The following is a 20,625-nucleotide window of genomic DNA, read 5'->3' as shown; positions in this document are numbered from 1 at the left end:
GACCTTGCCGATGACTTCGAATTTTTCTCTCGCCCCCGGCTTCCATGCCGTCGTGATTGGCGGCGCCGGCGACATTGGCGCCGCGATCAGCAATCAGTTTTGCGATCTCGGGGCGACTGTGACGGCAACAGGCGCCAACGAGGCCGATCTCGCCCGCACGCTGCTGAAGCCGCGCGCCGGCCTCACCCTGGCGACGCTGGACGTCACCAATGACGCGGCCGTCACGTCCTTCGCCGGGAAGCACACGCGCGTCGACGCATTGGTCAATTGCGCCGGCATCCTGGCGCGTGACAAGGAATTCGAGATCGAAACCTTCATGAAGGTGCTCGACGTCAACCTCACCGGCACGTTCCGGACCTGCATGGCGTTCCACCCGCTGCTCGCGGAAGCCAGGGGCTCGATCGTCAACATCGCGTCGATGAACGCGACGCTTGCGCTGCCACGCATCCCCGCCTATTGCGCCAGCAAGGGCGGCGTCGTGATGCTGACCAAGGCCCTGGCCTTGAAATGGGCCGAGGACAGCATTCGCGTCAATGCGGTTGCGCCCGGCTACATCGAAACCGCCATCAACGCCGCGGGCCGCGCTGACCTTGCGCATTACCAGCGGATCGCGGACCGTACCGCGTTCAAGCGCTGGGGGAAGCCCGAGGATATTGCCGGCGCGGTTGCGTTTCTCTGCATGCCGGCGTCGCAATATGCGACCGGCACTGTCATTGCTGTCGATGGCGGCTTTCTCGCCGGTTGACGTCACGGAAGCGCCGGCGGCCATACGGTGACTGAGACGCAAGCGGCACATCGTCACCTTCACACCATCTCTATCGAAAAGCGCATCCGGACTTCCAAGGCTGCGCGATGTCTTTCCAAGAGCAACGACGCACGGCGACTTTGCCGCGGTTCACTTGCTATAGCGTTCAGGCAAATGTTCTTAATGCTTCCCGTAGATGATGGTTGCTTCGGCACGGCACCCGTTCACACTTTTCGCCCAACGGATGTGGCCTGCACAATGTCGCCGGAAATGTCTGGGAATGGTGCGAGGAGCATTCTTCGCCAAGCTATCACCGCCTCACACCATCGCGAGACCCCTTGAACCGCGCGCCAGCTCCCAACCGATCGATGCGTGGCGGATCCTTCCTCTGCCACGAATCCTGCTGCAACCGCTATCGCGTCACGGCGCGAAGCTCCAATACGCCCGATTCCTCCTCGAGCAATATCGGCTTCCGCGTCGTGCGCATCGAGCCGCTGCGGGATCCCTCATAGAATGGAGCCGGCACCACATCCTGCGAGGCCGCCCGCTGCCCCCGGCATCCGGCTACTGCCACTGTTCCTGCGCAATTTCGTGCGCAATCGCGAGACCGGCCTTGTGCTGGTCGCCATCGTCGTCGGACTGCTCAGCGGCGTGCTCGTGGCAGCGATCTCGAACCTCAGCCAGGTCTCCCACGCACTGCTGTTCGACATTCCGTTCGACGCCCACCTCAGCGCAACCGGCGTGATCTCGTGGCAGCGCACGCTGCTTGTTCCGGTGCTCGGTGGCCTCGTGCTTGCGCTGATCGGACTTTACTTCGCCCGGCGCGTCAAGGGACAGCAGCTCGCCGACGCCATCGAGGCCAACGCGCTCTATGGCGGCCGGGTGTCCTTTCGCGGCAGCTTGCTGATCTCGATCCAGACACTGCTGTCCAACGGGTTCGGCGGATCGGTTGGACTGGAAGCCGGCTACACCCAGATCTGCTCGATGTTCGGCTCTCACGTCGGCCAGCGCCTGGCCGCCCGGCGCAATGACATGCGGCTCCTGGTGGCCTGCGGCGCCGCGGGAGCCATCAGCGCCGCATTTTCTGCACCGCTGGCGGGCGCCTTCTACGCCTTCGAAGTCGTGCTCGGTGCTTACACGTCTGCCGCTCTTGTACCGGTTATCGCCAGCGCCGTCACCGCATGGCTCGTCGCACGGCAACTGGCGCACCAGTCCTTCCTGATGGTGCCTGGATTCCCCTCACCGGTTTCCGTCGAAATGATCGGCCAGACGGTGCTGATCGGCATCATCTGCGCCTTCGTAAGCATCCTCGTCATGCTCGCCGTCGCATTCTCCGAGCGCTGCTTTCAGCGCATCACGGTGCTCAAGGGCCTGCTGCGGCCGATTCTCGGCGGCTTCCTCCTCGGCTGCCTCGCCTTGCTGACGCCGACCGTGCTCGGCGCCGGCCACGGTGCGATGCAGATTCTGCTGGTCAGCAATCCGACTTGGCTCCTGCTCACAACCACCATCGTGTTCAAGATCCTGGCCTCCGCCATCTCGCTCGGCTCGGGCTTTCGCGGCGGCCTGTTTTTCGCCTCCCTCCTGCTCGGCGCGCTGATCGGGCAGCTCTACAGTGTCGTGCTGACAGGCCTCCTTCCCACGATCGCGCTTCAGCCCGGCACCGCCGCGATCGCAGCGCTCGCCGCGCTCGGAACCGGCGTGCTCGGAGCACCCTTCAGCATGGTCTGTCTCGCGCTCGAGATCACCGGCGATTTCTCCGTCACCGTTGGCGCGGTGGTCGCCTCCTCGGTTTGCGCGCTGATCGTCCGTGAGCTGTTCGGCTATAGCTTCGCGACCTGGCGCTTTCATCTGCGCGGCGAGGCGATCCGCGGCCCGCAGGACATCGGCTGGGTCCGTCAGATGAGCGCAGCATCCCTGATGCGCACCGACTTTGAGAATGCGCTGACGACGATGCCGATCGGCGAGGCGCAGAGGCAATTCTCGCCGGCGCTGGTCCGCCAGATCGTATTGCGCGATCCTAACGGCATCTATGCGGGTATCGTGCCTGCCGCCGCGCTGCATTCCGTGTCCAACCAGGACGACGAACTCCTCGGGTCGCTGGCGCAACAACAGGATGAATACCTGCTTCCGACCACGCCGGTTCGCGAGATCCTGAAGGCCTTCGAACGCAGCGAAGCCGACGTGCTCGCGGTCGTCGACCGCCCCGACCACCGCGCCACGATCGGCACCCTGAGCGAAGCTCACGTTCTGCGCACTTACGGCGAAGAGCTCGAGCGCCGGAACCAGGAGCTGTTTTCGCGTTGAGGGCGCTAGGGCCGCAGATCCATGTCGATCCGCACGAAGTCGCCGCGATAGGTGACTTCGCCGAGATAGATCACGGTGCGGTCCTGCGTGGTGAAGATGCGGCGGACTTCGGCCACTGGCGAGTTCAGGGGCACGTGCAGCAGCCGCGCCGCCTCGATATCCGCGGTACCGATCGTCAGGGTCTGGCGCGCGCTGGCGATGGTGGGATCCCTGAGATCGTTCAGGATCGGAATCACGGTCTCGTTGCGAAAACGCTTCGGCGACCTGCGAAAGATCCTCTCGTCGAGATAGATGGAAATGACGCAGTAGGGCTGCTTCTCCCGCGAATGCAGCCGACGCATGAAAACGTACTTTTCGGCCGGCTTGCCATCCCCGGGAAGCAGCGGCGCATCGCTGCGGCTTTCCGAGATATTGATGATCTCGGGCGAGGTGTCGCGATACATGTCGGCGAGATCGGACAACGTGGTCTCGACCTTGAGCCAGCGATCCTGCCGCACGGTCCCCGTGACGAAGGTGCCTCGGCCCTGCTGCGCCTCGATCACGCCGTCGCGGGCGAGCAGCTCCACCGCCTGCCTGATCGTGACGCGTGACACACCGAACTCGGCTGCCAGCTCCTCGTTGGCCGGCAGGCGAAATCCCTGAGTCCAGACGCCGCGCGCGATGCGCTGCCGGAAGATGTCGGCAATCTGCGCGTATTTGGGGATGTGACTGTCGGAACTTAATTCCATCTCGTCCTCCCGAACTCAGGCCGCGCGGTCACGCCGTGACCAGCGCGGCGCCACGTTCGCCGATCATCAGGCTGGTCGCATTGGTGTTGGCTGAGGTGATCCGCGGCATCACCGAGGCATCGATCACACGCAGCCGCTCGACGCCGCGCACGCGCAGCTGCGGATCGAGCACGGCCCCCGCATCCCGGCCCATGCGACAAGTCCCGACACAGTGGAACACGGTACCACCAGTGTTGCGCGCAAATTCCCACAGCCCGGCATCATCCTTTGCGGCCTCGCCCGGCACCATCTCGACGTCCCAGAGCGTACGAAACGCTTTCTGCTGATAGATCTCGCGAAGAATCTTCAGGCCCGCGACGATAGTCTTGCGGTCGATCTCCTCGGCGAAATAGTTCGGTACGATCCTCGGCTGTTCAAACGGATCGGTCGAGCTGATCGCAAGCTGTCCGCGCGATTTTCCATGGCACTGCCAGACCGAAGCGGTGAAGCCGGAATAGCTGTGCAAGGGCTCGCCAGGCTTGTCGACCGAGAGCGGCATCACGTTGAACTGCACGTCCGGCCGGCCGCCGACGGCGTATTCCGTGCAGGCCGCGCCGCCCACCTGCCCGGCGCCGACCGTCAACGGACCACTGCCTGCCACCATCCACTGCAAGCCCATCTTCGCAAGGCCGACGGGATTGCGGACCTGGTCGTTGAGCGAAATTCGCTGCTTCAGGCGGACGATCAGTCGGGCCTGATAATGGTCCTGAAGATTGGCGCCGACTTCCGGAGAATCGGCAACGATGGGAATGCCGAGCTTGCGCAGCAGGTCGGCCGGACCGACGCCGGAAAGCTGAAGGATCTGGGGAGACTGCAGCGCGCCGCCGGATAGAATGATTTCACGATCAGCCGTCGCCCTGTGGACCTGTCCCCTGCTGATCCATTCGACGGCGGTCGCGACGCGACCGTTGAAGACAACCCTGCTGACCTGTGCGTGGGTGATGATGGTGAGGTTGGGCCGGCCGGCGATGGGACGCAGAAATGCCGAGGCGGAACTGGTCCGCCAGTGCCGCCCGATGCCGAGCTGGTAGGTGCCGACGCCCAGCGTCGTGGCGCCGTTGAAGTCGGGATTGCGCGGCAGGCCGAACTGCACACCCGCCTCGACCCAGGCCTTCGATGCCGGATTGTCGTTGCGCAGGTCGGATACCTCGAACTCCCCGAGCCCACCATGAAACTGGCTCTCGCCGCCGCGGTAGCGTTCGTGGCGTCGGAAATAGGGCAGGAGTTCGCGATAGCTCCAGCCATCGGCGCCAAGGCGCTCCCAATCATCAAAGTCCTCGTGCTGGCCCCGGATGAAGATCAGCCCGTTGATCGACGAGGAGCCGCCGAGCACGCGACCACGCGGCCAGACGATGGCTCGACCGCCGCTCCCTTCCGAAGGCTCGGTCCTGAACAGGCGCGAGTATCGCTCGTTATAGATGGTCCGGTAGTAGCCGACCGGAAGCTTCAGCCAAAAATTGCGATCCGATCCGCCGGCTTCCAGCAACAGCACGCGGCAGGACGGATCGGCCGACAACCGGTTCGCAACCACGCAGCCGGCCGAGCCCGCGCCGACGATGATGTAGTCGTAGCCGCCTGCTGGCATCAGACCGTCCGGTATTTTTCGATGGAGGCAAGATTGGGGGTGATGCCGAGGCCCGCTTCGTCGCCGAGCTCGATCACGCCGTCACGGGCATCAAGCACGGGACCGCAGAAGCGGTCGCGCAGCGGGTTTTCGTTGCAGTCGACTTCGAGCAGCCCATCGCCGCCGACACCGGCAAGAAGATGCGCGGATGCCAGAAGGCCGATGCCGGCACCGAGATAGTGCGGGCAGAACATCTTTCCCGATGCGAGGATGTCGCGTGCAATGCCCGCGCACGCCGACAGCCCGCCCCATTTGGCGATGTCGGGCTGGACAACACCAAGAACCGGCTCGCGCAGCACCTCAGCGAATCCGGCGCGGCTGGCGATGTTCTCGCCGGCTGCGAGCGGAAAGCGGACGATCTCGTGCAACTGCTTCCATTCCTCGCGGGGGCGATCCGCACGGATCGGCTCCTCCAGCCATGCGAGACCGAAGCGATCGAGGTGCGGCGCAAGTTCCAGCGCCTGCGCAATGATCCAGCCCTGGTTGACGTCGGCAGCAAGCAGGCCTTCGCCCACAAGGCGGCGCAGCGCAGCGAGGTTGGCGCGGTCACCTGCCGGATCGAAGCCGATCTTCAGCTTCAACGCGCGGTAGCCGCGGCTCAAGGCCGCTTCGGCCGTCCGCTCGGAACCGATCGGATTGATGCCGCTGGCGTAGACCTTGATCTTCTGCTTCGCCCCGCCGAGCAGCCGCCACAGCGCGAGGTTCTGGCGACGCGCGTGGAGATCCCAGACGGCGAGATCGATGCCGGCGATCGACTGCGCAAACGGGCCGGCTTCGCCTGATTGCAGCGCCAGCACCGAAGTTCCCTGCGTCAAATGCTCGAACGCAGCGGACGGCTCGGTCGCATGAAATCCAACCAGAGCCGGCGCAAGCACCTCGTTGACGAGCCGAACACGATGTTCGGCACCTGGTGCGGGAAAATTGCACCAGACCTCGCCCCAGCCGACATATCCATCGGCATCTTCGACGCGAACGAAGACAGCAGGCCGATCGTTCATCCGCCCGAAGGACGTGATGACCGGCATCGTCAGCGGGTAGCGATAGCCAAACGCCTGGACGCTTCGAATGGTGAAAGGCGGCGGTGTCATGCGGGAAAGCCTGCGACGCCGAGGACTAAGGCGCCACTTGTATGGTCATCCTATTTATAATATGACCTCTGAAAACATCAACCGCAATCTGGGTGGACGCGTCGAATGAACGGAGCCGGCCTGAGACGCCTCGGTCTCGGATTGATCCCATGGATCGGTGCGATCCTGCTCTGGTACGCCGTGCGCTGGAGCGGCTTCGTCAACGTATCGCTGATCCCGGCGCCACACCAGGTCGCCGCCAAATTCTTCGAGCTTCTCACCCGGGAAGGCCTGCTGATCGACATCTTCGTCTCGACCCGCGCGTCTTTCTCGGCGTTGCGCTCGGCATCCTCGTGGCCGTGCCAGTCGGATTCCTGCTGGGGTGGTATCGCCCCGCCCGCACCTTCGCCGACCCCATGATCAACTTCTTTCGCGCGCTGCCGCCGATCGCACTGATACCGCTGGTGATCGTCTATTTCGGCGTCGATGAGCTCGCAAAGCTCGTCATCCTGTTCTATGCCTCGTTCTTCTCCGGCGTGATCGTGATGTATGAGGGCGTGTCGCAGATCACGCCACTCTATATCCGTGTGGCGCAGACACTCGGAGCAAACCAGGCCGAGATCTTTCGCAAGGTCATCATTCCCCTCACCGTCCCGCACATCCTCACGGCGCTGCGCGTGGCATTGGGCGTGGCCTGGGCGACGCTGGTCGCATCCGAGCTGATCGCGGCGCAGCGCGGACTCGGCGCCATGATCCAGAATGCCTCGACCTATTTCCTGCTCGACGTGATCTATGTCGGCATCATCTGCATCGGCCTGATCGCGCTGATCATGGATTTGATCCTGCGCAAGATAACGGCCCGGTTGCTGGTCTGGCAGGATCGGGCCATCGCATGACCAAGCGCGCACAGTTCGACAGGGTTTCACTGTCCTTCGAGACGGCGAAAGGCCGCCTCAATGTCGTCGAGGACGTCACCTACGACATCAACGACGGCGACTTCATCGCAGTGATCGGGCCGTCCGGCTGCGGCAAGACGACGATGATGAGCATGCTCGCCGGCTTCCAGAAGCCGACGACGGGCAACGTATTGTTCGATGGGCGCCCTGTCGCCGGTCCCGGCCCCGAACGCGGCGTCATCTTCCAGGAATATGGCGTATTCCCCTGGTTGACGGTGAAGCAGAACATCGCCTTCGGGCTGACCCTCAACGCCAACCATGTCGCGACCGCCGAGCGCGACGCGATCTGCGATCATTATCTTGGCCTGATGGGTCTGTCCGACTTCGCGAATTCCTACCCGAAGCATCTGTCCGGCGGCATGCGGCAACGCCTCGCGATCGCACGGGCTTATGCTGTGAAGCCGCAATTCCTCCTGATGGACGAGCCGTTCGGGGCGCTCGACGCCCAGACCCGTTCCAACATGCAGAACCTGCTGCTGAAGGTGTTGGAGACCGAAGGCAAGACCGTCATGCTGATCACCCATTCCGTAGAGGAGGCGATCTACCTCGCCTCCCGCATCGTGGTGGTGACGGCGCGACCGGCGCGGATCAAGGAGATCATCGACGTTCCCTTCGCTTACCCGCGCGACGAGTCGATCCAGGAGCGGCCGGAATTCGCCGAGCTGCGAGGCCATATCAGACAGCTCGTGATGGACGAATATCGCGCCCAGCAGGCGCAGATGCGTCCGGTCTCATTCTCGGAATAACAAGCAGACGGAGGAAACACCATGGATCGTCGTCAATTTCTGGGCACAACGGCGGGCCTTGCGCTCGGCACCTTCGCGGCCTCGGCACCTGCGATCGCGCAGGCAAAGACAAAGGTCCGCGTCGGCTATCTTCACACTGTCGCCGTCGATGGCCAGATATGGACCGGCATGGATCGCGGCTCCTTCGAAAAGCAGGGCCTCGATCTCGAGCTGCGGCAGTTCAACACCGGCCTGGAAATCTTTCAGGCACTGATCGGTGGCAGCCTCGACGTGCTGTCGACCGGCGCGGTCCTCTCGAACTTCCCGGCGCGTGGCCAGGGCAAGGTGTTTCTTATCAATGACATCGAGGTGGCAACTGCTCAGCTCTGGGTCCGCGGCGATCAGGGCATCAAGTCGTTCGAGGATCTGAAGGGCAAGCGCATTGCGACCGCGACCGGCACAACTGCGCATGTATTTCTGGACACCGCGCTTCGCGCCAACAAGGTCGATCCCAAGGAGATCGAGCTGGTCAATCAGACCATGCCGGCGGCCGTAACCGCCTTCATTTCCGGCGCGGTACCTGCCGTCGCCCTCTGGGTGCCGTTCAACGTCACGGTTCGCGACAAGGTCCCGGGCGCGGTCAAGCTCGCCGACGCTTCTGCTTATTATCCAAAAGCCGCGATCATCGGCGGTTGGGCGGCGGCGAACGACTATTACGAGCCCAACAAGGAGACCTTGGCGAAGTTGATCCGCGGCTGGGCCGATGCCAATGACTACATCGTCGCGAACAGCACTGAAGCAATGGAGAAATTGCAAAAGGGCCACTACAGCCAGACGCCCCTTGCGGACATCAACGAGTCGTTCAGAGCCCAGAAGATGTTCACGTCCAAGGATTGGAAACGCATGTACTCGGACGGGACCGTGACCAATTGGCTGCAGCAGTCGACAGACTTCTTCATGGCCAACGCGGGCATCAAGGACTTCACGCCGGCGAGCAAATACTTCGATCCGAGCCTCTACCTCAAAACCATCGCTTAGCTCGACGTCACGATCACCAGTCCTCCAATCCCAAGGAGTATGACAGCCGACTCCGTGACAGCTCCGAGCATGAAGCGGCGCAGATCGCAGAGGAGATCCGACCCGCGCCGGTTCAATCCAAATCCGACGCGGCATTTGTCCCGACCTTATGCCCTTTCCTATGGAGGTCTCATCCATCCGGTCTGCGCGTCGGCCTCCATTTTGGCGTCGGTCTCAAGACCCTCATTGATATCGCGGGGGCGATCAGGTGCATGTCTTGGGGGTCTGTAGAGCCGGGACTCTCCGGGTTGAACAACTTGCACGGCCCATTTCCCAATGTTCATCGCCGGCCGCCCAGCGACCGGCGACAACGGCCTGAAATGGCCAGACGTTGTCCGAATTCGTCGGAGTAGCGCCATAGGTCCGATTGTCTTGACGTCGTCAATAGTCTGGCCTGGCAGGGCGGCTGCCTCGAGCAGTTCGGCAACATGTGCACGGGACGCACTATCATGCCGGTTGACCGCGGCAGTTCGTCGAGCATCAGGCGAATAGCTGTTGCAGGTCTTCAGTTAGAAGTATGGCGGGCCCAAGCATCTGAAAAGCCACACGTTGAGGTCAGATCCTCACTCTATCACCACGCCAAGCGAGCAGCGTTACCATATGCCAGTGTTTCGCGAGGCTTTCTTCGTTCCCGGCGTTTGATGATCCTAACATACATTATTGCACCGTTGCCTTCTGCCGATCGCAGGAGCGACGCCGGTCAGGACAGCAACCAATCACCGGACAAGCAGTTTCCGGATTCGATCGTCAATGCTGGACGGAACAGAATTGTGATGATTTTTGGCAGTTGGACGGATTTGGTGCGCATTCTGAGCGTCGGAGCGACCAGCTATCTCGCCCTGGTGGTTCTGCTCCGCATCTCGGGTAAGCGAACGCTGACCAAACTGAATGCATTTGACCTTGTCATTACGGTAGCGCTCGGCTCGACCTTAGCGACCGTGCTGCTCAACAAATCCGTGACCTTGTCGGAAGGCGTGCTCGCGATGGCTCTGCTGATCTTCCTTCAACTTGCTATCACGTGGTTGTCGGTGCGTTCTGAGAAAGTACAACGTCTGGTCAAAGCTGAGCCGACCTTGATCATAAGAGACGGCTCATTCTTGGAAAATGCTCTGCGAAGGGAACGCGTGACACATGAGGAAGTGCTTGCCGCACTCCGATCGCACGGGGTCACCGACGTTGGGAGAGTAGCAGCCGCGATTCTTGAGACGGACGGATCGGTAAGCGTTTTATCTGAAGGGGTTGCCGGCAAGGCGGCCAACAACACGCTCCAGGGCGTGGCCATTCACCATTCGACGAGCGAGAGTGCCGCGGCCCCATGAAATTTCACATCGGGGTGGCACACGGCAGCTTGGGTGCGCATCGCAAGGAGACCTGATCGGCCAGGTCAGTCCTGAAGCCAATCGACTTTCACAAGACAGCCGTCGCTCGTCACTGTCACCATCAATAGGTCGGCTGCCTTGCCTCGCGGACCTTATCTGAGTGCGTTGTAGTACATTGCGACTCCCTCGATGTCTTCATCAGTCAAGCCACGCGCCGCGGCCGACATGACTTCCGCCAAGCGGCCACCTCGCTTGCCTGCCCGAAAGAGCCGCAGCTGATTGGTCAGATAGATGGTATGCTGTCCCGCAAGTGCAGGATATTGGGGAGTGTTGTCGCTTGCACGCCCATCCCTTCCGTGACAGGCTTGGCAAGCAGGAATTCCGCGTGATGGCGCGCCTCGTTCGGCAAGTATGGCTCCAAGCTGGCGCGGCTCGTCGATTCTTTCTCCGATGTTGTGTTCTGCTACCTCGTCGAGATTTATGGACGAATAGTAGCGCGCGAGTTCGCCTCGCTGTTGCCGGTCCAGGTTGGCGACCGGTGGCTCCATCATCCCGCTCGATCGGGTCCCCGCTGCGAAATCTTCCAACGCCATCTCAAGATACGCAGTTTTCTGACCCGCAAGCCTTGGAACGCCACCGAGCGAGCTTCCCTCGCCGCGCGCTCCATGACAACCGCCACAGGCAAACGGCCCGACGATCAATCCTTCGTTTGCTATTGTCCGAGCACCCTGGCTTTCGCCGTCGCGCAGACGGGTGGCGGCCCGGTACTCTCCTGCTGGAATCTGCGGCATGCGTCTAAGGAATGCGACAAGTGCCCACACTTCGTCGTCGCGGCTTGGCGCTGCCCACGCCGGCATGCCAGTGTACTTTATTCCATGCTTTACGATCCAGAAGAGCTGCGCGCCCGACCAGTCATTGGAGGCACGCGTGAGATCCGGTGGCTGCGGAAGCATCCCCAACGCCACCCGATTGCGCGACAGGCCGGGCGCCCCGTGACAAGGCGCGCACCCGGAGTGGAAGTATAGCATACCCTGTTCTACGTGAGCGGGACCGAGTGACGGCACTTCTATTCCGGCCGCATACGTCTCGACCGAGTTCTGCATGCCGAACTGGAGAAATTTGCCAACGACGGCAAGATGACCACTGGAAGCAGCGATATTGTAGACGCCCGACCAAGCGAACAGGAATGCTGCCGTCACCGCACAGATAGAGATCAGCGCACCCCACAATAGCTTCCGCATAGTGGCTTCCCAACTCGCACATGATCAGCGAACCCTTCCGCGGAAGCGGCGGAACCGCGGTCTACCAACCTACACTTCGAAGGCTGGTTCCTGGGCCCGGAGTCAGAGCGCGCCTCGACCGCAAGTCAGATTGATGCTGCGAAGCTTGTCTTATGATCGACGGGGCGGCCGCTCACGTCAGCCTGCAACAAGAACACCTTCGCAACAGCATATCAGTGATCCGCCGGGTAGGAGGAAAGTCGCAGCTGTCAAAAGAAGACCCTCCGCAGAACAATCGATGGAAGCCAATTCCAGATGAGGATGGGAAATGTACCTTACCGTACAAGAAAACCTCCGTTTGCTGCACGAATTCTGGCCAGGACGAGGTCGCTGCCACTCCGCTTAGGAACAATCGTCGATCCGGAGGGCTTTAGGGATCATTCGGGCGCGGAAGCCTGAGGAGGGTCGCGAGATTGCGGTCGGGCACACCTGAGTCAGTTCTGTTCCGCTACCGCAGCAATGGCAAGGGAGGTGCCGACAGACGATCGATCATTACCGATGGATGACCGCCTCAGGCAGCTCGAGAGCGCGACTGGGGTTGAAGAATGCAGAGGCGGAAGGTGGCAGCTCAATGGATCCGGACGGATGGTCGCTTTGCCGGGCGCTTATGCCCGGTATCGAGATCTCGTGCCAGGGCGCCAGATCACAGGAACGAAGTGAAAGGCCACCATACTGGCAATTCTGGAGCGACTCGGCACGGGCGCGGGGTGATCTGCGCTGTCGTGGGCGCTACGACGGTGGTTCTAGGCGGCTGTTCCGATCTTCAGCAAGCAGCTGAGCAGAAATCCTACTTTGATGAGCGCCGACTCGTGAATGGAGATGCGGCAAAAGGCCGAGAGCTCGTTGCGGCGGTCGGATGCGGGACTTGCCACGCAATTCCCGGCGTTCCGGGCGCCAATGGGATTGTCGGCCCCCCACTGAACACGTTCGCCAAGCGAACGTACATCGCGGGTATGATTCCGAACGAACCTACTGTGCTTGTCGCTTGGGTGCGCGATGCGCCGTCGCTGTCACAGCGGACGGCCATGCCGCAATTGCCGATCTCGTATCAAGAGGCGGTGCATATCGCCGCCTACCTGTACACTCTAAGAAAATGAAAGCGCTCTCGTCATTCGCAGTTCTTGCTGCTGGCGCCGGCGTCTCGGGCTGCACCTGGATGCTGCCGGAAGAAAGCCATGGCAGCCAGCCGTCACTAATGTGGCTGCAGTCAGCGCTGATCACGTCTGGTCCGAATGCTGAAGCCATCCGCACCCTGAGCTGGGTGATGTTTGCAGGTGGTGCGGCAATATTTCTGCTAGTTCTCACCTTCACGGCGCATGCAGTGTTTGGCGGGACGAGGCGCGGCTGGATGAGCGGGCATCGCTTCGTCATCGTTTTCGGTGTCGCCATGCCGATTGCTGTTCTCACAATTCTTCTGGTCTACGGGCTGATGCTTACGGGTCATTCGGCGGCTCGCGAGAATCCCGTGGCCCGCATCGAAGTCGTCGGCGAGCGCTGGTGGTGGCGAGTGAACTATCTCGATCCGCAGGGCGAGCGGCTCGCGTCCGCAAACGAAATCCGTGTTCCGGTGGGCGCGCCTGTCGAATTCATTCTAAGATCAAACGACGTCATCCACTCATTCTGGGTGCCGAGCCTCGCCGGCAAACTCGACATGATACCGGGACGCGTCAACAGGTATCAGTTTTCGGCCGCGCGGCCCGGGGTCTATCGCGGCCAATGCGCAGAGTATTGCGGCGCTCAGCATGCCCTGATGGCGTTCTACGTGGTTGCGGTGGAGCGCGAGAATTATCCGGCTTGGCTTGCGGATCAGAGAAGGCCGGCAAACGATCCCGTGACCGAGCTGGGCGCCAAGGGAAAGGAGCTGTTCATCGCCACCGGGTGCGGCGCCTGTCACACCGTACGCGGTACGGCGGCTTCGGGCCAGATCGGTCCCGATCTCACCCACTTTGGCAGCCGCAGGTCAATCGCCGCCGGAAGCTTCCCCAACAACGCCGGCACGGTGGCGGGTTGGATTGCGTCCGCACAGCATCTGAAGCCCGGCAACTTGATGCCGTCATTCGCCAACCTGCGCGGGGAGGAACTTCGCGCGATCGCGGAGTATCTTGAGGGTCTCAAGTGACGACGACTGCAGAACACCCAGCTATCGCAAATTCGCGGGAGACAAGATCCATCGGGACTGACGGCTTTCCGAATGCGGTCCCGCGCCCAGAGGGCGAGCTCGACGAGCTGGAGCGAATCTGGGCACCACCGCGCGGCTTCCATCTGATCTCGGCTGTGAACAACAGCTATGTCGGCGTCTGGTACGTCGGAGCATCGATGTTGTTCTTTGTTTTGGCGGGAATTCTGGCGCTGATGATGCGCACGCAGCTGGCGGTCCCGGAAAGCAGGCTTATCGGCCACGCACTCTATAATCAGCTGTTCACCATGCACGGCACGCTGATGATGTTCTTGTTCGCTGTGCCGGCGGTCGAGGCCATGGGCGTGTATCTGCTTCCGAATTTGCAGGCGGCACGCGATCTCCCGTTTCCACGATTGTCAGCATATGCATTCTGGGCATATTTCGTCGGTGGCCTTGCCTTCTTTTGCAGTCTCTTCTTCGGACTGGCTCCAGATGGCGGCTGGTTCATGTATCCGCCACTGACGAGCTATACGTTCTCTTCCGGGATCAATGCCGACTTCTGGCTTCTCGGCATCGGGTTCATCGAAATCTCGGCCATCGCGGGTGCGATCGAGATCATCGTCGGCGTTCTGAAGACGCGCGCACCGGGACAATCGCTCGACAAGCTTCCTGTGTACTCCTGGGCAATGTTGATCTTCGCGCTGATGATCGTCTTTGCCTTCCCCGCGATCATAATTGCCACAGTGCTTCTCGAGCTCGAGCGCGCATTCCACTGGCCTTTCTTCCTCGCTGAGAAGGGCGGCGACCCGTTGCTGTGGCAGCACCTCTTCTGGTTTTTCGGCCATCCCGAAGTCTATATCATCTTCCTGCCCGCCGCGGGCATGGTGTCGATGATCGTGCCGGCGATGGCGCAGGCGCCCCTCGTGGCGTACCGGCTTGTGGTGTTGGCCGTCATCGGCACAGGTTTCCTGTCGTTCGGGCTGTGGGTGCACCACATGTTCACGACTGGCCTTCCGGCTCTTTCGGTCAGCTTCTTCTCTGCCGCGAGCATGGCCGTGTCGATACCAAGCGGAATCCAGGTCTTCGCATGGATTTCGACTTTCGCGTTGGGTACGTTGCAATGGAAGACTCCATCCTACTTCATTCTTGGCTTTCTCTTCATCTTTACACTTGGCGGCCTGACCGGTGTGATGGTGGCAATGGCCCCGTTCGATTGGCAGGCACACGACACTTACTTTGTCGTCGCTCACTTCCACTACGTCCTGATTGGCGGGATGGTCTTTCCGCTGTTTGCCGCCTTCTACTATTGGGCGCCCACCATATCGAGTAAGCCGCTCTCCGAACGACTCGGCAAGACCGCGTTCTGGCTGATGTTCGTCGGCGTGAATGTCACCTTCTTCACGATGCACCTCACCGGCCTGATGGGCATGCCGCGTCGCACCTATACGTACATCGCGGCGATGGGCTGGGGCCCGCTGAACATGATCTCGACGGTGGGCGCATTCATGATCGCGACCGGAGTTCTGACCTTTCTGATCGACCTTGCAAGGAACTTCCGTCCATTCGGAGCAAGTGCCGGGAATCCATGGAACGCAGGAACGCTTGAATGGCTACCTACCGGCAACTACCAAACGCGGTCGATCCCCATCGTCACCAGCCGCGAGCCGCTTTGGGACCAGCCCAACCTTGCCGCAGACGTGCAGGAGGGGCGGTACTACCTGCCGGGCGCGCCGACGCGGTCGCGCGAGACCATTGTGACTAGTCCCATCGAGGCGCGGCCACAATATGTGCTGAGGATGCCAGGTCCGAGTTGGCCGCCCGTGTTGGCGGCGCTGTTTACTGCCGCCTTCTTCTTTGGACTAACTCTCAAACTCTATATTCCGGCGTTCGCTTGCGGCGCACTCGCGACTGCTTGCGTTCTTTGGTGGCTATGGGACACGGACCCGGGTCCGGATGTGCCGACAGTCGATGTCGGCGGGGGCCTTGTGCTTCCGGCCTACGTAACGGGTTCCGTCAGCCACAGCTGGTGGGCGATGATAGTACTCATCTTGGTCGCTGCTACCGCATTTGCTTGCCTGCTGTTCTCGTACTTCTATCTGTGGACCGTGAACCCGCAACTTTGGCCGCGCGAACCTGCCGATTTGCCGGATCTCGCCTGGTCGGTTGCTTCGGCTGTAGTGTACCTGCTGAGCGGCGCAGGAGTGTTTGGCGCGAGCCGGCTGCTCACGCGCGTGCCGAGCAGAAGCTCCGCTCCCGTCGTCCTCGCTCTCGTCGCCGCTACACTGCTCATCCCTTTGCCTGTCGCCATTGAGGTGCTCGCTCATCGCTCGGTTGGCTTGTCGCCGTCGGCGTCGAGCTACGGCGCCACTGTGTACGCGGTTGTCTCATGGCAGGGATTCTTTGCAGCTGTGCTCATGGTCATGGGATGCTACACGGCCGCTCGTTCGCTCACGGGACGCCTGTCTGCCGAACGTCGCGTGACCTTCGACAACACCCAGCTGCTTTGGCAGTACACCATCGTGCAGGGCATCGTGTCGCTCGTGATCGTTCACCTGTTTCCGCGCCTGCTCGGGTAAGCGCGCATGGACAATGCATCATTCATTCGCAAAACGTTTTCCGTGCTGGGCGGGCTGCTGATCTGGGCTGCGTATTTTGGCTTCGTATACGTGTTCAACGCACTCGCCTGCGCCCGCAGCTTTCATCGTCTGCATCTCCTTGGATTCAGCGTAGTTCCTCTGACGATTTTATCGGGTGCAGCAATAGCCGCGACTGGCGTTCTCGTTCTGATGTTCATTGCGCTCCGAGCACCCGACCACGTCGAAGACACCCGGGATTCATCCGCCGACTTTCTTCGACACCTAGCGGTGGGGGTCGCGTTGTTGTCGCTCCTCGCGATCGGCTGGATTGGATTGCCGGCAATTATCGTGCCACCTTGCGGCTAGCCTTGAGACTGGAGCCAGGAGAACGATGCAATGAACCTCGGCGATCTCAGCAGTCTGGGTCTTTTCGCCAATCTTGCGATCTTCGTGTCAGCTGCGGGCATTGTCTGGTTCTCCGGCTACAAGCTGGCGCAATATCTTGACGCAATCGCCGACAGTACCGGATTGAGCGAGGCATTCGTCGGAATGCTGTTCATGGGCACGATTACATCCCTGCCGGAGATTGCCGCAGTTTCGACGTCGGCATATGTCGGGAACGCAGCCCTTGCTACGAATAACCTGCTGGGCAGCGTTTCCATCAACGTCGTACTGATCGCAGCAGCCGACGCCGTGCTCGGTCGCGACGCCATCACATCCACCATCGGCCGGCCGACAACGCTTATGCAGGGCGTACTTGTCATCGTCGCTCTATCGCTTACCATTTCTGCGGTGTTAGCGGGCGATGTAAGTCTTGGTCCGTTTGGCGCCTGGTCGCTCGCACTTCTAGCCTACGCCGTCTTTGCGTTCTGGATGTCGGCACGATATGGGAGACGTGCCCCTTGGCGCGCCGAGCGACGCCAAGGGCACCGTTCGGACCAGCCCGAGGAAGGAGGGAGTGATCAAGGCGGCGGCGGGTCCCACTCGTCGCTTACCACACTAGTGCTGCTGACCGTTCTATGTGCAATCGCCATTCTCGTGGCGGGCTTCGGTCTCGCCCAGAGCGGTGATGCTATCGCCAAACTCACCGGTCTGGGATCAGGCATTGTCGGGCTTGTTCTGGTCGGATTTGCCACGTCGCTCCCGGAACTGAGCTCCATTATTTCGGCGGTGCGGCTGCGACGCTACGAGATGGCGTTGGGCGATGTATTCGGCACTAACATTCTCACGCTCGGACTCGTCTTCCTCGCCGACCTCGTCTATGCAGGTGAGCCGGTCCTGAACCAGGCCGGCCGCTTCGAAACGATCGCGGCAACGCTCGGGATTATCCTGACGGGAATCTTCTTGGTTGGTCTGCTCGAGCGGGCCAACAAGACATTCCTGCGGATGGGCTATGACGCTCTTGTCGCACTCCTAACGTTTGCGGCTGGCGTCATGCTTCTCTACTTTGTCCAAAATTGAGAGCGGCCTCGGGCTTTACTTCCAGTCGGCGTTACCCGTCGTCGCAGACGACTGCCCTAGTGACTGCGCGGAGAGTCCGCGGCTTATGACCAAGAGCGCGCTGAGAAGATAGATCAAACCCATGGGTACCCACATGATGAGGCCGGCCAGCTGTTGATCTTCGATCGGCGAAAGTCCGAACGCGATCGCTCCTCCGCTCATGATGGGGTAAAGCGGCCGCGGAGCGAATGTCAGCAACGCTCCGAGCAAACCGGTGTGAACCATCGTCAGGAGCAGAGCGAGCGCGGCCGCACCAGTCGATCTCGCGCGAACCACGCAGGTCCAGAACCAGAGACTGACCAGCACGAGAGATCCGAGATAGAGGAGGTGCCAGCCCGCGCTAGTCAACGCAAGCTCGTACGTCGCGGGAGCGTGCCAGAACCAGATCAGAAAGCCGTATGCGCCAGCGGCGAGCAACGGCCGATTCCACTGAAGCTCTCGCCTGCGATTGCTTGAGGTCGTGCGCGTGGTACCGCGCAATCCGGCTCCGACCGTTCGAACCGGAGCCGCAATGACAATGAGCTGCGGAGCCAAGACGACCAGCACGAGGTGCTGAACCATGTGGACCGAAGCGAGCGCGGCGGAAAGCCGGCAGAGCGGGCTCACCACCGCAATCGCGAGCAGGAACATGGCCGTTGCCGCGGCCGTTATCTCATAGGACAACGCTCCTGAATCATGCGGCTCTGCGGCGCGCCGAAAGACACCCGCAGCATAGAAGGCACCGAACAAAATCAGCGGAACCGTCACGGCGGGCGCGATGCTCCACGCCGACCAGATCGTCGCTGAAGCGACCGAGTTGCCGGACGCAAGGCAAAGCGACCAAACTGAAACCAGGGCATTTGCGGGATCGCCCATTCACAGCCCCTTCAGAGCGCGGCGCGAGCCTGGCCAAAGAGCGGCTCCTTGCCAGTTCCCGGCGTCGACGTTGTTTGCGTCTAATGGAACGAGCGCGACGATCCGCAGTTCCTCCGCGACCAACGATTGAGGAAGTAACATGAACGCGCGGTTGCTCACGTCGGCAATCATCCCTCCGGTAACACTGGGTGACACCTCCTCCGCCGTAGCAATTCCGGTTCGCCCTGGCTGCCGGCCACCGTTTCCTGGCGTCATCGAGGCGAAGCCCGACGGCGAGCGCAACTGGCGCAAAGGGCTCGCTATCGGAAGTCACGAGGGGGCTGGCGCGGTATTCATCGTCGCAGACATGCACCTCCAGGATGGCCCGTTACAGGAACCGGCCTTCGGATTGGCGAGGACACGGCTGTGTCACGATCGGACCGGCATGGCTCCGCCCATTGGCAGGAAAGCGGCAGTGGGCCAGCGACAAGCGGTAGAGACAATCGATTGCGGCCAGCCGCCGATAGCCTTGGGATATCGCGCCTTCCGGGCAGTGTGATGGCCGACTGTGTACACGAAGGACGCTCATCAGCCATGGGTAGCGCCTCGGTTGACCGCATTTGCGTGCTGAAGGCACCGCGAGCCGAAACCTCACAACCGAGTCATGCACATGAGCTACGCCCCCGCCTCCGACTGGATTTTTCTCCGCCGCGTACTCATCACGCTGGCAGTGACCACGATCGCCTACATCGCTTGGAAGCTTGCTGACCTATTCATCCTCCTCTTCGCTGCCGTTCTCCTGTCGGTTCTGCTCGGAGGACTTGCCGCCGCGGTTGCAAGATACAGCCGGCTCCCATCCGGCTGGGCACTTGCCGTGAGCTGCGTGTCATTGGCAGCCCTTGCCGGCATTTTGCTCAGCTTATTCGGAGCACAGATCATCGGGCAGATATCAGGGGTTTTCGATCAGCTTCCTGGCGCAATCAATGTTGCAGGCGCGACGCTGGGCATTGCAGATGCATTCAAACAGCTTCAGGAAGCTCTTTCCAACGAAGGCAGCGGGCAGCTACTGTCCCGAGCGGCCCGCGTCGGCTATACTGCGCTTGGCGTGGTGAGTGATCTTTTGCTGGTCACGGTCGTAGCAGTGTATCTCGCGGCTGACCCGAGCGTCTATCGTCGGGGCGCGATCAAGCTATTCCCTTCCGAGCAGCATGACCGCATCGCAGACGCGCTGGATATTTCCGCCTCAGCACTTCGCCTCTGGTTTCTCGGGCAGCTCGCATCCATGACGCTGGTCGGCCTGCTATGCGGGCTTGCCTTTTGGGCGATCGGATTGCCTTCGCCCGTCGGTCTTGGAGCAATTGCGGGTGCGACGAACTTCATTCCCTTGATCGGCCCGATCATCGGAGCGCTGCCGGCAGTCCTGTTCGCATTAACGCAGGACCTTAGCGTCGTATTGTGGACAGTGAGCGCTGTTCTCGTCATTCAACAGCTCGAAGGCAACGTTATCACTCCGATGATTCAGAAGCGTGCAGTGGAGTTACCGCCCGCGCTCATTTTGCTTGGACTCTCGGCTTTCGGAGCGCTGGGCGGCATGCTCGGCGTCATTCTTGCAACGCCTCTTACCGTCGTTGTCATGGTCCTCGTGCAGAAATTGTGGATCCGCGAGACCCTCGGCGAGAATACCACGATACCTGGAGAGAGACGCTCCAACTAATTGCCCTTTCCAGGCCCG

At 61.3% G+C, this 20,625-nt stretch carries 19 protein-coding genes; 14 read left to right on the top strand and 5 right to left on the bottom strand.

What is annotated here, in order from left to right; all coding sequences use genetic code 11:
* The first annotated feature begins 10 nt into the window (after positions 1-10).
* From K408_RS0127205 to K408_RS0127195, 3 genes are all read left to right on the top strand, one after another.
* Positions 11-745, top strand: coding sequence for an SDR family NAD(P)-dependent oxidoreductase (locus K408_RS0127205; RefSeq protein ID WP_024342129.1), 735 nt, complete (start codon positions 11-13; stop codon positions 743-745).
* 203 nt (positions 746-948) lie between these two features.
* Entirely contained in the window at positions 949-1,257 is a 309-nt protein-coding gene (locus tag K408_RS44345; RefSeq protein ID WP_200948598.1) for a formylglycine-generating enzyme family protein, read from the top strand.
* A 1-nt stretch (position 1,258) separates the two neighbouring features.
* Positions 1,259-3,049, top strand: coding sequence for a chloride channel protein (locus tag K408_RS0127195; RefSeq protein WP_024342130.1), 1,791 nt, complete (start codon positions 1,259-1,261; stop codon positions 3,047-3,049).
* A gap of 5 nt (positions 3,050-3,054) precedes the next feature.
* Here K408_RS0127195 and K408_RS0127190 read toward each other — a convergent pair whose 3' ends face one another.
* Genes K408_RS0127190 through K408_RS0127180 form a run of 3 tightly spaced genes read right to left on the bottom strand, consistent with a single transcriptional unit; the run spans position 3,055 to position 6,528 of the window.
* A complete protein-coding gene (locus K408_RS0127190) occupies positions 3,055-3,777 on the bottom strand; it encodes a GntR family transcriptional regulator (RefSeq protein ID WP_024342131.1) in 723 nt (240 codons plus the stop codon).
* Positions 3,778-3,805: 28 nt separating this feature from the next.
* Entirely contained in the window at positions 3,806-5,401 is a 1,596-nt protein-coding gene (locus K408_RS0127185) for a GMC family oxidoreductase (RefSeq protein WP_024342132.1), read from the bottom strand.
* Complete coding sequence (locus tag K408_RS0127180; RefSeq protein ID WP_024342133.1) at positions 5,401-6,528, bottom strand: mandelate racemase/muconate lactonizing enzyme family protein; 1,128 nt, start codon at positions 6,526-6,528, stop codon at positions 5,401-5,403. Before K408_RS0127180 ends, K408_RS0127185 begins: the two co-directional genes overlap by 1 nt.
* A 105-nt stretch (positions 6,529-6,633) precedes the next feature.
* Here K408_RS0127180 and K408_RS43545 point away from each other — a divergent pair, with 105 nt between their 5' ends.
* The 5 genes from K408_RS43545 to K408_RS44340 all read left to right on the top strand — a co-directional run bounded on the left by K408_RS43545 (position 6,634) and on the right by K408_RS44340 (position 10,584).
* Positions 6,634-6,927: a hypothetical protein gene (locus tag K408_RS43545; protein ID WP_245265935.1), complete on the top strand. Its 294-nt coding sequence runs from the start codon at positions 6,634-6,636 to the stop codon at positions 6,925-6,927.
* The gene (locus tag K408_RS43540) at positions 6,924-7,403 is read left to right on the top strand and encodes an ABC transporter permease (protein ID WP_245265936.1); all 480 of its coding nucleotides are present in this window, start codon (positions 6,924-6,926) and stop codon (positions 7,401-7,403) included. Before K408_RS43545 ends, K408_RS43540 begins: the two co-directional genes overlap by 4 nt.
* On the top strand, positions 7,400-8,209 hold the full coding sequence (locus tag K408_RS0127170; protein ID WP_024342134.1) for an ABC transporter ATP-binding protein: 810 nt from the start codon (positions 7,400-7,402) through the stop codon (positions 8,207-8,209). The genes K408_RS43540 and K408_RS0127170 overlap by 4 nt, the downstream gene beginning before the upstream one ends.
* Positions 8,210-8,230: 21 nt before the next feature.
* Positions 8,231-9,226, top strand: a complete 996-nt coding sequence (locus K408_RS0127165) for an ABC transporter substrate-binding protein (RefSeq protein ID WP_024342135.1) — start codon at positions 8,231-8,233, stop codon at positions 9,224-9,226.
* An 812-nt stretch (positions 9,227-10,038) separates the two neighbouring features.
* Positions 10,039-10,584: a DUF421 domain-containing protein gene (locus K408_RS44340; RefSeq protein ID WP_024342136.1), complete on the top strand. Its 546-nt coding sequence runs from the start codon at positions 10,039-10,041 to the stop codon at positions 10,582-10,584.
* 152 nt (positions 10,585-10,736) lie between these two features.
* Here the strand turns inward: K408_RS44340 and K408_RS0127155 are convergent, their stop codons facing one another.
* Positions 10,737-11,825, bottom strand: a complete 1,089-nt coding sequence (locus tag K408_RS0127155) for a c-type cytochrome (RefSeq protein WP_024342137.1) — start codon at positions 11,823-11,825, stop codon at positions 10,737-10,739.
* Positions 11,826-12,586: 761 nt separating this feature from the next.
* Between K408_RS0127155 and K408_RS42310 the strand changes: the two genes are divergently transcribed.
* From K408_RS42310 to K408_RS0127130, 5 genes are read left to right on the top strand one after another with little or no spacing between them, the layout of a single operon-like run.
* Positions 12,587-12,961 (top strand): c-type cytochrome, encoded by a 375-nt coding sequence (locus tag K408_RS42310; protein WP_210163716.1) that lies wholly within the window; start codon positions 12,587-12,589, stop codon positions 12,959-12,961.
* Positions 12,958-13,983: a cytochrome c oxidase subunit II gene (gene coxB, locus K408_RS0127145; protein WP_024342138.1), complete on the top strand. Its 1,026-nt coding sequence runs from the start codon at positions 12,958-12,960 to the stop codon at positions 13,981-13,983. The genes K408_RS42310 and coxB overlap by 4 nt, the downstream gene beginning before the upstream one ends.
* 50 nt (positions 13,984-14,033) lie before the next feature.
* The gene (locus tag K408_RS0127140) at positions 14,034-16,559 is read left to right on the top strand and encodes a cbb3-type cytochrome c oxidase subunit I (RefSeq protein ID WP_028146005.1); all 2,526 of its coding nucleotides are present in this window, start codon (positions 14,034-14,036) and stop codon (positions 16,557-16,559) included.
* Between the two features lie 6 nt (positions 16,560-16,565).
* Entirely contained in the window at positions 16,566-16,925 is a 360-nt protein-coding gene (locus K408_RS0127135) for a hypothetical protein (RefSeq protein WP_035728965.1), read from the top strand.
* 30 nt (positions 16,926-16,955) lie between these two features.
* Positions 16,956-18,020 carry a sodium:calcium antiporter gene (locus K408_RS0127130; RefSeq protein WP_024342141.1) on the top strand — a complete coding sequence of 355 codons (1,065 nt, stop codon included), beginning with the start codon at positions 16,956-16,958 and terminating at the stop codon, positions 18,018-18,020.
* A 15-nt stretch (positions 18,021-18,035) separates the two neighbouring features.
* On the opposite strand, the gene K408_RS38825 is transcribed toward K408_RS0127130, so the two are convergent.
* Positions 18,036-18,914 (bottom strand): cytochrome c oxidase assembly protein, encoded by an 879-nt coding sequence (locus K408_RS38825; protein ID WP_024342142.1) that lies wholly within the window; start codon positions 18,912-18,914, stop codon positions 18,036-18,038.
* Between the two features lie 649 nt (positions 18,915-19,563).
* Between K408_RS38825 and K408_RS0127115 the strand changes: the two genes are divergently transcribed.
* Positions 19,564-20,607 carry an AI-2E family transporter gene (locus tag K408_RS0127115; protein ID WP_029674464.1) on the top strand — a complete coding sequence of 348 codons (1,044 nt, stop codon included), beginning with the start codon at positions 19,564-19,566 and terminating at the stop codon, positions 20,605-20,607.
* The last annotated feature ends 18 nt before the right edge of the window (positions 20,608-20,625 follow it).

The sequence above is a fragment of the Bradyrhizobium sp. in8p8 genome (assembly GCF_000426845.1).
GTDB lineage: Bacteria > Pseudomonadota > Alphaproteobacteria > Rhizobiales > Xanthobacteraceae > Bradyrhizobium > Bradyrhizobium japonicum_C.
The sequence above is the reverse complement of the archived record's forward strand: the minus strand, read 5'-3'. Positions and strand labels throughout refer to the sequence as shown.

Coding starts and splice junctions, on each gene's coding strand:
- K408_RS0127205 (WP_024342129.1), top strand. CDS start 11: ATGACTTCGAATTTTTCTCTCGCCCCCGGCTTCCATGCCGTCGTGATT.
- K408_RS0127195 (WP_024342130.1), top strand. CDS start 1,259: ATGGAGCCGGCACCACATCCTGCGAGGCCGCCCGCTGCCCCCGGCATC.
- K408_RS0127190 (WP_024342131.1), bottom strand. CDS start 3,777: ATGGAATTAAGTTCCGACAGTCACATCCCCAAATACGCGCAGATTGCC.
- K408_RS0127185 (WP_024342132.1), bottom strand. CDS start 5,401: ATGCCAGCAGGCGGCTACGACTACATCATCGTCGGCGCGGGCTCGGCC.
- K408_RS0127180 (WP_024342133.1), bottom strand. CDS start 6,528: ATGACACCGCCGCCTTTCACCATTCGAAGCGTCCAGGCGTTTGGCTAT.
- K408_RS43545 (WP_245265935.1), top strand. CDS start 6,634: ATGAACGGAGCCGGCCTGAGACGCCTCGGTCTCGGATTGATCCCATGG.
- K408_RS43540 (WP_245265936.1), top strand. CDS start 6,924: ATGATCAACTTCTTTCGCGCGCTGCCGCCGATCGCACTGATACCGCTG.
- K408_RS0127170 (WP_024342134.1), top strand. CDS start 7,400: ATGACCAAGCGCGCACAGTTCGACAGGGTTTCACTGTCCTTCGAGACG.
- K408_RS0127165 (WP_024342135.1), top strand. CDS start 8,231: ATGGATCGTCGTCAATTTCTGGGCACAACGGCGGGCCTTGCGCTCGGC.
- K408_RS44340 (WP_024342136.1), top strand. CDS start 10,039: ATGATTTTTGGCAGTTGGACGGATTTGGTGCGCATTCTGAGCGTCGGA.
- K408_RS0127155 (WP_024342137.1), bottom strand. CDS start 11,825: ATGCGGAAGCTATTGTGGGGTGCGCTGATCTCTATCTGTGCGGTGACG.
- coxB (WP_024342138.1), top strand. CDS start 12,958: ATGAAAGCGCTCTCGTCATTCGCAGTTCTTGCTGCTGGCGCCGGCGTC.
- K408_RS0127135 (WP_035728965.1), top strand. CDS start 16,566: ATGGACAATGCATCATTCATTCGCAAAACGTTTTCCGTGCTGGGCGGG.
- K408_RS0127130 (WP_024342141.1), top strand. CDS start 16,956: ATGAACCTCGGCGATCTCAGCAGTCTGGGTCTTTTCGCCAATCTTGCG.
- K408_RS38825 (WP_024342142.1), bottom strand. CDS start 18,914: ATGGGCGATCCCGCAAATGCCCTGGTTTCAGTTTGGTCGCTTTGCCTT.
- K408_RS0127115 (WP_029674464.1), top strand. CDS start 19,564: ATGAGCTACGCCCCCGCCTCCGACTGGATTTTTCTCCGCCGCGTACTC.